Annotated in this window: 10 protein-coding genes; all 10 read right to left on the bottom strand. The window is 49.7% G+C overall.

What is annotated here, in order from left to right:
- Positions 1-20: 20 nt before the first annotated feature.
- The gene (gene dnaJ, locus DCMF_RS11780; protein WP_148134611.1) at positions 21-1,160 is read right to left on the bottom strand and encodes a molecular chaperone DnaJ; all 1,140 of its coding nucleotides are present in this window, start codon (positions 1,158-1,160) and stop codon (positions 21-23) included.
- Between the two features lie 20 nt (positions 1,161-1,180).
- Positions 1,181-3,019 (bottom strand): molecular chaperone DnaK, encoded by a 1,839-nt coding sequence (dnaK, locus tag DCMF_RS11785; RefSeq protein WP_148134612.1) that lies wholly within the window; start codon positions 3,017-3,019, stop codon positions 1,181-1,183.
- Positions 3,020-3,068: 49 nt separating this feature from the next.
- Positions 3,069-3,680: a nucleotide exchange factor GrpE gene (gene grpE / locus DCMF_RS11790; protein WP_148134613.1), complete on the bottom strand. Its 612-nt coding sequence runs from the start codon at positions 3,678-3,680 to the stop codon at positions 3,069-3,071.
- A 30-nt stretch (positions 3,681-3,710) separates the two neighbouring features.
- The gene (locus DCMF_RS11795) at positions 3,711-5,285 is read right to left on the bottom strand and encodes a TCP-1/cpn60 chaperonin family protein (protein ID WP_148137862.1); all 1,575 of its coding nucleotides are present in this window, start codon (positions 5,283-5,285) and stop codon (positions 3,711-3,713) included.
- Between the two features lie 9 nt (positions 5,286-5,294).
- Positions 5,295-6,323, bottom strand: coding sequence for a heat-inducible transcriptional repressor HrcA (hrcA, locus tag DCMF_RS11800; RefSeq protein WP_148134614.1), 1,029 nt, complete (start codon positions 6,321-6,323; stop codon positions 5,295-5,297).
- A gap of 84 nt (positions 6,324-6,407) precedes the next feature.
- A complete protein-coding gene (gene hemW, locus DCMF_RS11805; protein WP_214659285.1) occupies positions 6,408-7,574 on the bottom strand; it encodes a radical SAM family heme chaperone HemW in 1,167 nt (388 codons plus the stop codon).
- 330 nt (positions 7,575-7,904) lie between these two features.
- Positions 7,905-9,707, bottom strand: a complete 1,803-nt coding sequence (gene lepA / locus DCMF_RS11810; RefSeq protein WP_148137863.1) for a translation elongation factor 4 — start codon at positions 9,705-9,707, stop codon at positions 7,905-7,907.
- A gap of 83 nt (positions 9,708-9,790) precedes the next feature.
- The gene (gene murJ, locus DCMF_RS11815; RefSeq protein WP_148134616.1) at positions 9,791-11,380 is read right to left on the bottom strand and encodes a murein biosynthesis integral membrane protein MurJ; all 1,590 of its coding nucleotides are present in this window, start codon (positions 11,378-11,380) and stop codon (positions 9,791-9,793) included.
- Positions 11,381-11,504: 124 nt separating this feature from the next.
- On the bottom strand, positions 11,505-11,936 hold the full coding sequence (locus tag DCMF_RS11820) for a hypothetical protein (protein ID WP_148134617.1): 432 nt from the start codon (positions 11,934-11,936) through the stop codon (positions 11,505-11,507).
- Between the two features lie 53 nt (positions 11,937-11,989).
- A complete protein-coding gene (gene spoIIP, locus DCMF_RS11825; protein WP_148134618.1) occupies positions 11,990-13,087 on the bottom strand; it encodes a stage II sporulation protein P in 1,098 nt (365 codons plus the stop codon).
- Position 13,088 lies beyond the last annotated feature (1 nt).

Genomic DNA, 13,088 nt, shown 5'->3' on the forward strand with positions numbered 1-13,088 from the left:
CCGATCAAGTCCCCATCATGTTACCCCATAAATGCATCTTTTACTTTATTAAAGAATCCCTTTCCTTTGTCGGACTGCTGGTCTCCGGAAAAGTGAGAGCCAAAATCCTGGAGCATCTTTTTCTGCTCTTCCGTAAGATTGGTTGGGGTCACCACGCGTACCTTCACATGTTGATCCCCCCGGCCGTATCCCCGAAGCTTGGTAATCCCTCTGCCCCGCATGCGGAAGGAAGTTCCCGTCTGGGTCCCTTCCGGTACCGTCAGTTTGATCTTGCCGTCCAGGGTGGGCACTTCCACCTCACAACCCAGTGCGGCCTGCACAAAAGAAATAGGAAACTCGCAAATCACATCGTCATTCTCTCTCTTAAATACTTGATGGGACCGAACGGTCAGATAGACGTAAAGGTCTCCTGGAGGCCCGCCCAAAGTCCCGGCTTCCCCTTCGTTGGAAATGCGCAGCCGGGAACCGGAGTCTACGCCGGCAGGAATCTTCACGTGGATTTTGCGTTGTTTTTTCACTCTGCCGCTGCCCCCACAGTGTTTGCACACCTTTTCAATAATCGTCCCTGCGCCGTGACAGCGGTGACAAGTCTTCACGGTCTGAAACTGGCCGAAGGGTGTGGACTGGGCACTCTTTACCTTACCACTGCCCCCGCAGAGGGGACAGGTTTGGGGACGGGTACCCGGTTCGGCGCCGGAACCCCCGCAGACCTCACAGCTTTCCATACGGGGAATCTCCACATCCTTTTCCACCCCAAAAGCAGCTTCTTCAAAAGAAATGGACAAGTCCAGACGCAGATCGGCGCCCCGTTGGGCGGCAGGACGCTGGCCGGCTCCGCCGCCGCTAAAGCCGCCGCCGAAAAACATATCAAAAATATCCCCGAAACCGCCGAAATCGGCTCCCCCGCCAAAGCCACCAAAATCAAAGCCCCCGCCGTTTGCGCCCGCATGACCGAACTGATCGTAGCGGGATCTTTTCTCCGTATCGCTTAGAACCTCGTAGGCCTCATTAATTTCCTTGAATTTTTCTTCCGCGGTCCTGCTGTCCGGGTTTAGATCGGGGTGATACTTTTTGGCCAGTTTTTTATAAGCCTTTTTGACTTCGTCTTCAGATGCAGTCCGGGGTACCCCCAGGACCTCATAATAATCTCGTTTACTCATGGGACCACCTTCCTGGCGGCTTATTTTTTGTCATCGTCCATTACTTCGTAATCGGCATCAACCACGTTATCCTGAGGCCCGTGTCCCGGATTGGCTGTCTCTTGGCCCTGGGGCCCGGCCTGGGCACCGGCTTCTTTATAGATACGCTCGGATATCTTATGAAGTGCCTGAGATAAGGCGTCTGATTTTTGTTTAATTTCCTCCGTATTATCCCTGGTCAAGGCCTCTTTTAAAGCGTCTTTGGCCCGTTCCACTTCTCCTTTTTCCGCGTCCTGTACTTTGTCGCCCAGGTCTTTTAAGGTTTTCTCCACCTGGTAAACCATGGCATCGCCCTGGTTGCGGGCTTCCACAGATTCTTTTCTCTTTTCGTCTTCCTGGCGGAACTTATCCGCATCTTTCACCATGCGGTCAATTTCTTGGTCGGAAAGTCCGCTGGAGGCGGTAATGGTAATATCCTGCTGTTTCCCGGTCCCTAAATCTTTGGCACTGACGTGAACAATACCATTGGCGTCAATATCAAATTTTACTTCAATTTGGGGAATGCCCCGGGGAGCGGGAGGAATCCCGGTGAGGGTAAACCTGCCCAAAGTCTTATTATCCGCAGCCATTTGCCGTTCCCCTTGCAGGACATGAATCTCTACGGAAGTCTGACTATCTGCCGCCGTGGAGAAAATTTGGCTCTTGCTGGTGGGAATGGTCGTGTTGCGTTCAATCAGCCGGGTAGATACCCCTCCTAAAGTTTCAATGCCTAAAGACAAAGGCGTGACATCCAAGAGAAGAACATCTTTCACTTCTCCTGCCAGCACCCCGGCTTGAATGGCTGCACCGATGGCCACACATTCGTCAGGGTTAATTCCTTTATGGGGCTCTTTGCCGAGCAGCTGCTTAATGGCAATCTGTACGGCCGGAGTTCGGGTGGAACCGCCTACCAGGAGCACCTTATCGATTTTATCCGGCGAAAGACCCGCATCGGACAAAGCCTGCCGGGTGGGACCCATGGTCTTTTCCACCAAATCAGCGGTCAATTCATCAAATTTCGCCCGGGTTAAGGTGATATCCATATGTTTGGGACCTTCCGAAGTAGCGGTGATAAAGGGTAAATTGATGTTGGTGGTCAAAACACCGGACAATTCATGCTTCGCTTTTTCCGCCGCTTCCTTTAAGCGCTGGAGCGCCATGCGGTCCTTGCTTAAGTCCACGCCTTCCCCTTTTTTAAATTCTCCCACCAGGTAATCGATGATCCTCTGGTCGAAATCATCGCCGCCCAAAAAATTGTTCCCACTGGTAGCTTTTACTTCAAAAACCCCGTCGCCCAATTCCAGAATGGATACATCAAAAGTACCGCCCCCCAGGTCGAAAACCAAAATTGTCTGATCCTCTCCCTTGTCTAAGCCATAAGCCAGAGCGGCTGCCGTAGGCTCATTAATGATTCTTAATACTTCCAATCCGGCAATTTTCCCGGCATCTTTCGTGGCTTGACGCTGGCTGTCGGAAAAATAAGCGGGAACGGTGATCACGGCTTGGGTAACCGTTTCTCCCAAGTATGCTTCCGCATCCCCTTTCAATTTTTGCAGAATCATCGCGGAAATCTCTTGAGGCGTATAGGTTTTATCTCCGATCTTCACATCATGTTTCTTGCCCATTTGTCTTTTAATGGAGATGACCGTCCGGTCTGGATTCGTCACGGCCTGTCTTTTTGCCACCTGGCCGACCAGTCGCTCACCGGTATTGGAAAAAGCAACCACCGAAGGAGTCGTCCGGCCGCCTTCCGCATTGGGGATGACCACCGCTTCTCCGCCTTCCATCACGGCAACGCAAGAATTGGTCGTCCCAAGATCAATTCCTATTACTTTACCCATTGTATGTACCTCCTTTTAAAAAGTTCATATTTAAAATGCTAATTTGCTCCTATTTTACCACTTTCACCATGCTGGGCCGAATCAGTTTTCCTTTTAATCGATACCCTTTTTGCAGTTCCTCAACTATGGTATCTTTTTCCTGCTCTTCGTCCTCTATTTGCATCACCGCCTCATGGCAGTTGGGATCAAATTTGCATCCCAGGGATGCCACAGGTTCAAGTCCCTCATTGGTCAAAACCTGTTGGAGCTGGCGAAAAATCATCTCCACCCCATCTAAAAAACTTTTTACTTCTCCGCCGTCTTTGGCAGAAGTTAAAGCCCGCTCAAAATTATCCAGCACAGGGAGCAGCCGGGTAATCACACTTTCAGAAGCATATTGGAGCAGATCTTCTTTTTCCAACCGGGTGCGCCGGCGAAAATTTTCAAAATCTGCCTGGAGCCTCTGCATCACATTAACCAGTTCTTTTTTCTCCGCTTCCAGCTTTTCTACTTGGGCCTGCCAATAGGGGGAGTTTTCCCCCTCCGCACAGGTATCTTCTGCCTCTTTGCCTTGATCGTCCGGTTCAGTTTCCTGAGCGATACCCTCATTCGCTTTGGCTTCATCCGGTATGTTTTCCCCGGATATATTCAAGTTTTCCTGCATATTTTCAGATTCAATCATATCATCCACCACCTTTACGGCAAATAGTTACTACTCACGAAAGGATTCCGGAAAACCCTTTCCCTCTTCTTCTTTTTCGGCTTTCATTTTGATGATCGTATCGATGCGCAAAATGGCCTCCGCTACTTCGGACGCAGCTTTAAAAGCATGAATTTTTACTAACGCCGGGTCTATCACTCCTAAGGAAAGCATATCTGCCACCTGTCCCGTCTCACAATTTACGGCCAAAGAAAATTTCCCTGTTTCCGCTTGGGCAGCCAGCACATCGCCCAGCTTTTCCAGGGGGTTAAAACCGGCGTTCGCCACAATTTGGGTAAAGGGCTTTTTCAATGCTTCCGCCACACAGTCCATACCATAAGCAGCCATTCCCCTCAGCTGGGGCCGGTTTTTTTCCACTTCTCGCAAGGCGGCCAATTCAATCGCGCCGCCCCCGGGCAGTACCCCGCCCTGGATGGCCACCTGGACGGAAGCAGCCGCATCCTTGGCAATACGCTGTCTTTCTCCCACCACCTCTTCGGTGGCGGCTCCTACCTGAATCGTCGCCATGGGCTTTCCCCCGCCGGAAGCAATTAATACCTGGCCTAATTTTTCATCTTCATAAACCCGGCGCGCGGTGCCCAGATAATGGATCAGTTCCGCCGGCTCTTTGCGAAGTCCCGTTCGCTTCAGGGTCCTCGCTCCGGTATGTTCGGCTGCCCGCCTCAATTCTTTATGGGACACCCGCTGCACCGTTAGAATTCCCGCATCTGTGAGGAATTCCTCCGCAAAATCATCCACACCCCGGTCCACCAATATTACCCGAACCCCTATTTCAACCATCTTCCTCAGGTTCTGTTCAAATTCCTGCCGAAGTTCCAAAAACTTGGCAAACCCCGACTCCGTTCCCAATGCTTCATCTTCTACTTCTTCCGGCTCTAAAGCATCGTCCAGGACAAGGATTTTGGCATTCTCTATCTTTTTAGGCATTTGCCGGTTTATCCGTTCCTTATTGACAATGACGCCTAAAAATACCTTGTTTTCTGCTCCTACCGTGGAACAAATGGTATCCGCCAATTTAAAGCTTTTGTCCTGAAGTTTTTCCCTGCCGATGAGGGCGGCAGCCTCCACCACCAGGTCCGCAATATCCTCATGCTCCCGTCCGGCAATTAAAGCTACTTGTTTGAGGATGGGATCGTGGACATCACTGACCTGCCTTGCCTGGTCGCGGAACACAGTCAAAGCGATTTTGGCCGCAAATCTTAACCCTTCAATGACACGGGCCACAGGCACCCCTTTCATCACCTGCTCCACCCCGCAGCCGATTAAAGAACCGGCCAGTAGAGTGGCGGTGGTGGTGCCGTCACCAATTTCCTGATGTTGGGCTTTGGCAACATTAATCAGCATTTTCGCCGCCGGATGGCTGACCTCCATAAGATCCAGGATGGTAACCCCGGCATTGGTAATGACAACACTGCCAAACTTGTCAACCAGCATGGTGTCCAAACCCTTGGGACCGATTGTTCCTTCCACTGCCGAAGCAATGGCCCGGATGGCATTGGCATTGGTGATCAATGCCGCCAGACGTTCATCCACTTCCGCATTTTCGTTCACGTTTTTGAGGGACAAATTTTTCACCTATCTTTTCGCCATCTTTTCCAATATGTGAGACAGTTGGTCGGTGACAAATTCCACCAAGGCCACCGCCTTTGAATAATTCATGCGGGTAGGCCCTAAAACACCGATGGATCCCACGGTTTTCCCACCGACTTTATAGTCGGTGGTAATGACACTGCATTGCTTCACACCCTGGTACGCGTTCTCTCCCCCGATGGATATTTCCGTGCCGTCCCGTCCCTCCTTCTTGAGCAGGCTTTTTACCACCTGATCTTCTTCCAAGCTGGACAGAAGGGTCTTCAGTTTTTCTACATCACGAAATTCCGGCTGGTTAAACATATTTAAGGCGCCGCCCAAAAAGACCCGTTCCTCCCCGGATTCCAGCAGGACCTGTTCCATGAGCTCAAATGCCAAGTTCTTTAACTGCTCGTGATGATTCAGTTGATGGGTGATTTCCTGAAGAAGGGTTAAATTGACCTGTTCCATATTCAGTCCAAAAAGCTTGCCCTGCAAAAAATTATTGATGTCCTGAAGTTGTTGGAGATCAACCGGTTTAGTTAAGTCCATCACCCGGTGATTAATAAAGCCCGTATCGGATACGATCACTACCATCACCCGGAATAAACTCACGGGAATTAATTGAATACGCTCCAGTGTCCCTTCCCCGCGCTTGGGCACCAAAATAATCGCTGTATAATTGGTCAGTTGAGACATCAGCTGGCATGTCGCTTGGACGATGTGATCCAGTTCCGTGAGTTTCCGGCCAAAAACTTGCGTCACACTATTCATCTCACCAGGAGTGAGCTGTTCCTTTTCCATGAGACAGTCTACATAATACCGGTAGCCTTTGTCGGAAGGGATCCTGCCGGCAGAGGTATGGGGCTGCTCAATGTACCCCAGTTCTTCCAAATCAGACATTTCATTTCTAATCGTGGCCGAACTAACTCCCAGCCCGTACTTTTTTGAAATCGTTCGGGATCCAACAGGCTCTGCGGTAGCAACGTAATCCGTAATAATAGCATGCAATACTTGCTTTTTACGCTCATCCATATCAAGCCCTCCCCAACCTTGTTAGCACTCTAACTTGTTGAGTGCTAATTTCAAAATACCACCTAGGTTTGGTTTTGTCAACCCTTATGGAAGGAATTCCATAAACACTTCATTTGCCAGAAAAATTCCTTTTCTAGTTAATTTTATCTGATCTTCCGAGCAGGCAATCAGATCCAAAGCAATGAGTTTTTCCAGTTGTTTTTGATATTTTTTATTTATCTTAACACCAAAACGTTTCTCAAATTCATGGATATTTAAACCTTCCAGAAGCCGGAGCCCTAAAAAAATCGTTTCTCCTAGGGCAGTGTCGAAATCGACAATTTCGCTTTCCCCAACCGGGAATTTCCCTTCCTGCACTTCTTGAAGATACCTCTTTAATGCGGCTTGGTTTGTCTGCCGGAGATGCTGCCAGTGGGAAGAGGCGGCGACACCCAATCCCAGGTAGGTTCCATTATTCCAGTATACCCGGTTGTGCACGGAAAAATAACCGGGCCAAGCAAAATTTGATATTTCATATTGCCGGTAGCCGGATGCTGCCAGGATATCCATGGCAAGCTCAAACATGTCGGCGGAAGCGTCTTCATCGGGAACCTGTAACAAGCCCTTTTGGTATTGTTTTCCCCAAAAGGAATCCTCACCTAGTTTTAAGCCATACGCGGCGATATGCGGCACATGCAATTGGACAGCAGCATTAAGGGACCCTTTCCACTGGTCCAGGGTTTGGCCGGGTAACCCGTAGATCAGATCCAAATTAATATTCTCTATGCCGCACTGTTGGGCCTCATGGACGGCATTGCCAATATCTTGGGGAAGATGAATTCTGCCCATACGCTGAAGCAGTTGATCCTGAAACGCCTGTGCGCCAATGGATAACCGGTTAACTCCCCCTCTTTTCAATTTGGAAAAGTAGGCTCCGTCAACCGTTTTCGGATTACACTCCACGGTTATTTCCCCGTTCCGGGCCAGGGGAAAACAGTCCTGTACCTGATCGAGCATTTTCATCAGGTACTCTGCCGGGATACTGGTAGGAGTTCCCCCTCCTATATATATGGATTTTATGCCTCCTTGGATACTGTCCGCATGGGCGGCATATAATGCCGCTTCTGCTATGACGGCATCACAATATTCCTCTACCGGTAAACCGGCCAGGGGGTATGAAACAAAGTCACAGTAATGACACTTTTTGATACAGAAAGGTATGTGGATATAGACGGCTTCAATGGAGGGGCGATTCCCTGGAGTTAGATTCATAAATGTCATCCTTTTAATTGAGCTTGTTGATAAACGCCCATCTACGTTGTTGCAACTGCGCGTTCTTGCTCGACGTACGCCCGTGACTTTCTCGACAGTCTCATTTTAATTCTTTTTGATTTTCCTACTGTAACCTGTCGCTAGTCAAGGCTGTTCAGAAACGAGCATGGCTCAAGAACAAGCACTGCCGGCACCGGAGGCGTATCGTGAATACGCCGAGGATGCCGGCAGTGCGCAGTGACAACGCCAGGCGATGTTTATCAACAGCCAAATGAGGATGCCGGCAATGTCCGGTGACAACGCCAGACGAAGTTTATCAACAGCCTTACGCTAATCTATTTTCAACACCGCCATGAATGCTTCCTGGGGTATCTCCACACTCCCCACCTGCTTCATGCGCTTTTTACCCTCTTTTTGCTTTTCCAGAAGCTTTCTTTTCCGGGTAATATCGCCTCCGTAGCACTTTTCCAGGACGTTTTTCCGGAGGGCTTTCACACTTTCCCGGGCAATGATTTTATTGCCCAGGGCTGCCTGGATCGGCACTTCAAACAGTTGCCGGGGAATAAGCTGGCGTAATCTTTCCGTCAGAGCCCTGCCCCGGTAATAGGCTTTGTCTTTATGCACGATGCACGACAAAGCATCCACGATTTCCCCGTTCACCATCACATCTAATTTCACCAGATCCGATTCCTTATAGCCGCTTAATTCATAATCCAGTGAGGCATAACCCTTGGTGCGGGACTTCAGTTGATCAAAAAAATCATAAATAATTTCCGACAAGGGCAGGTCGTAAATCATCATCACCCGGGATTCGGAAATATACTCCATGTGGACAAAATTACCCCGTCTTTCCTGCGTAATCTCCATGACACTGCCCACAAACTCAGTGGGCACCATAATGGTCGCCTTCACATAAGGCTCTTCCATCAAAGCGATCTCCTGGGGCTTGGGAAGTTTTGTGGGATTGTCCACATGAATCACACTGTTGTCGGTCTGCGTAACCCGGTAATTTACACTGGGAGCCGTGGTAATTAACTCCAAGCCGTACTCCCGCTCCAATCTCTCCTTGATAATTTCCATGTGCAGCAGCCCCAAAAAGCCGCACCGGAAACCGAAACCCAGGGCGACGGAAGTCTCCGGTTCATACACTAAGGAAGCATCATTCAACTGAAGTTTGTCCAGGGCATCCCGGAGGTCGGCATAGTCATTGGTCTCAATGGGATATAAACCGCAATAAACCATGGGAGTGGCTTTTCTGTACCCGGGGAGAGGCTTGTCTGCCGCCCGGTTATAATCGGTAACCGTATCCCCTACCTGGGTGTCTTTCACATTTTTGATACTGGCCGCGACAAAACCCACATCTCCCGCGGCCAGGGTATCGATCAGTTTCAGGGCAGGGGTAAAAATACCTACTTCGGTAACCTCAAAGGTTTTTCCCGTCCCCATCATTTTAATATTTATCCCTTTGGTGACCATCCCATCGACCACCCGAATATAAGGAATGGCCCCTTTATAGGAATCAAAATGGGAGTCAAAAATCAGCGCCTTCAGAGGCGCCTGCCGGTCCCCTTCGGGAGGTTTAATCCGCTGGACAATTGCTTCCAGGATATCTTCCGTGCCCAAGCCTGTCTTAGCCGAACAAAGGATGGCCTCGCTGGCATCCAATCCAAGAATATCCTCAATCTGTTTCTTGACCCCGTCCGGATCGGCGCTGGGCAGGTCAATCTTATTAATCACCGGAATAATCTCCAGATCATGTTCCAAGGCAAGATAGGCATTGGCCAGGGTCTGGGCTTCAATACCCTGAGCGGCATCCACCACCAGCAGCGCCCCTTCACAGGCCGCCAGGCTGCGGGAAACTTCATAGGTAAAATCCACATGCCCCGGAGTGTCAATCAGATTCAAAGTATACATCTGCCCATCCCTGGCCTGATAGTTGATCCGTACCGCCTGCAGTTTAATGGTGATGCCCCGTTCCTTTTCCAATTCCATTTGGTCCAGAACCTGAGATTCCATTTCCCGGGCAGATAATGCCCCGGTATACTCCAGGATGCGATCGGCCAAAGTCGATTTGCCATGGTCAATATGGGCGATGATACAAAAATTTCGGGTAGTCTCCTGTTTTGTCGTCATTCCTGCCACCCTCTTCCTCCTGTCTGGTACTCATTCTTTCATATTATATCATTATACCATTGTATATTGCTCTTGTGCATTAATCATTTTCCCGTTTTTTTGCGAAACCTGCGCCCCAGGATGCCGGCCACCATTTCCGCCTCTTCCATATGAAAGATCATAGCCACCGCACCGAATACGATCACACCGACCGCAACAGCGAAAAAGACTTGGCCCAATTGGCTCATCTTGGTAGCGACGCCCCACAGCCCCATACTGAATTGGGCGGCATAAAAGCTTGCTGCGCCCATTAAAGCGGAAGCAAACAGGGTCTGGCCGAAGGATAAAAGAATGTGCCCTCCATCCATGGGGCCGATTTTTCTTCTTAACATGCCCAGGAGCACAATCATATTAATAATCCCGGCCAAGGAGTATGCCAAAGCCAATCCCCGCTCCTCCATGGGCCCGATGAGCAGCAGGCTTAACCCGATATTGGTCCCAATGGCGCACACACTGGCAAAAACAGGGGCCTTCGTATCATGAAGAGCATAAAAAGTCCTGCTCAGGACGTGAATGGAAGAGTAGGCAAAAAGTCCGATACAGTAATAAAACAGGGCATCCCCCGCCGCCAAAGCATCCTCATGGGTAAACTTGCCGTTTTCAAACATGAAGCGAAAAATAGGCACGCGCAAAACGGCCAGTCCCACAGCACAGGGCAGAGTGATAAAAATAACGGAGCGCAGCCCTAAAGAAGCCATCTTTTTAAACTCCTGCTTTTCCTGACGGGCGGCGTGCCCGGTCAGGGTCGGGAACACGGCCACCGCAATGGCCACCGCAAAAATGCCGATGGGCAGCTGCATTAAGCGCTGGGCATTCCGCAAGGCCGAAATCCCTCCGGCAGAAAGAGAGGAAGCCAGGTTCTGGTTGACAAACAGGTTTAACTCGCTGATGGAGAGACCCAGTAAGACCGGGACCATCAGTGTCCCCAATCGAATCACGCCCGGGTGAAAAATGTTAAAACTGGGACGGAACTTCAAGCCGATTTTCCATAGAGCAGGCACCTGAACCAAAAAATTTGCCGCAGCGCCCACGACCACGCCAATGGAAAAACCGGCAATTCCGTAACCCGGCCATCGTGCCTCAATCGTTCCTCCTAACAAAACCCCGAACACAATAATGCCCAAATTATATAAGATAGAACCCAGGGCAGGAGCAGTAAAATTCTTATAGGAATTTAAGATCCCCATGGAAATTCCCGACAGGGCCATGAAGATCACCTGCACAAACATGACCCGGGTCAAAAACACCGTCAGGTCCATGGCCCGGGGATCAAATCCGGGCACCAAAAGAACAATCAATTGGGGCGTAAATATGTATCCGATCATCACCCCTACACCCAGCAGGGAGAGCATCACGCTGACCACAATGCCGGCTACTTCCCAGCCCTCTTCCTCTTTACCCGTAGCAATATAGCTGGAAAAAACGGGAATGAAGGAAGAGCTCAAGGCGCCTCCCACCAGCAGCATATATAAAAAATCCGGAATGGAAAAGGCCGCATTGTAGGCATCGGTAATCCGGTTCTGTCCGAATTGGGCATAGATAATGATATCCCGCAGAAAGCCCAAAATGCGGGAAATCACCATGGCCACCATAATCAGCCCGGCAGCTTTTACCACTCTTGTATGATCCGGCATAATCGTACTTCTCCTCGCCCATACTTTCTGATTTTCATGTGATCGGAAAGAATCCCGCCTTTTGGGCGGGAATTCCAGGATGACTGCATCTATTATAACGCAACAAGAGGCAAGTGACCAGTGTTCAAGAGCCAATATTTGTTTTTTCCTGGTTGAACCTGTTCCATAAGATTTCTTGACACTGCCGGCTCCACCTGGCTAAATCATCACGTCCCTTATTCAAGAGGGCGCTGACGCCGGGAAAAAAGGATTGTTTCACTGTGTGCAGGAAAGCATCCGTTTTTTCCCCCACCTGTAAACTTCTCAGATAGGCAGGCACTTCCCGGGCTTTGGCGTCCAACGCACGGGCCAGGTCTTTCATCCCGCTCACATCCCATTGATACTGTGTGCCGATGGCCGTTACCGACCAAATGTTTTCTTCCATGGTGACGGCAAAAACATGTTGGGGAAACCCCGGGGCCATTTTTTGCAGCCCTTGAGCCGCCGCGTTTAATCCCAGAAATACTAAGCATCCGGTCAGGCATAAAATCTTTGCGTAGGAGGAAAAAATTCTCACCCAAAAACACCTCCTGACGGTAGTATTCCCCTTATTCATGACATTATTTATCCCTAGATTTCCTCTGAATTCAAATTATTATTGATCACACCGGCAAGCATTTCTGCCGCAAGCTCCGCTTCCTCCAGAGAATTTTCCGTAGAACCCATTTCAACGAGAATGGCATGGGGAGATACATGCTGGTTATATCGTCCGTCCTGTACCCGGACCCCTTTCAACAGACCAGGATACATTTTATCCATCACCCCGGACAATTTTTTCGCAAACGCTAAATTTTCCTGCCAGTGGGGATGAGGCAGGCGGGCATTACTACCCACAATAAACATAATTCTGCTCGCCTGTTTCCCTCCGATCTCAGCCGTGGTGCTGGCCCGGGGAATTTGGGCGTCTCGGTGCACATCAATAAATATTTGAATGGTGGGGTAATCTTTTTTCATTTGTTGGAGGGTGACCAAAGAATTGGCATAAGACTTTGCCCAGTCGGGATAATCATGAATGGTGCTGCTCAGCACGGAGGCAATGCCATATTTATTCTCCAAAGTATCTTTTAGATGCTGGGCAACCGAGAAGATCCCCCCGTTCTTTCCCTCCAATTTTTCCACTCCCTGGGTAGGAACATAGCTTTCCGCATTATGGGTACAGTAAATTCCTACTAAAGGACCTGCTCCCCGGGGAATCACCGGATCTTCCTTATTTTCTTCAACGGGGGGAAGCCCCGGTACCGGTTCGTCTTCAGGAATGTACTCCGGCTCCGCGGTTACCGGTACGGCATTAAAATAGGCAATTTGGGAGCTAAAAAAAGTCTGGGGATTTCTTAAGTCTGCCGCAGTAATATCCTGCATAGCCGTGACAAAAAAACCTCTAGATTCATCCTCTATATAATCGGGGAAATAGGAGGCTACAGGCAGTACCTCTCCCAGAATGCTTTTCCAGTCGTCACTGTACAAGCCTACAAAACGCCAGACCTGTAACATCTCGGATGCGCCCGTCTGGAGCTTGGGCAGGGTAAAAAAATTCCACGAAATGCGATTTCCTACTTCAAAGCCTACGAGAAGCAGGGCCAGAAAAAATATTGCCGTAATCAGAAGCTTGATCACAGGCAGATAACCGCTGTTTCCCCACCGCCTGTACCTGCGAATCTTCCATGTCATG

The organism is Candidatus Formimonas warabiya, assembly GCF_002777255.1.
GTDB lineage: Bacteria > Bacillota > Dehalobacteriia > Dehalobacteriales > Dehalobacteriaceae > Formimonas > Formimonas warabiya.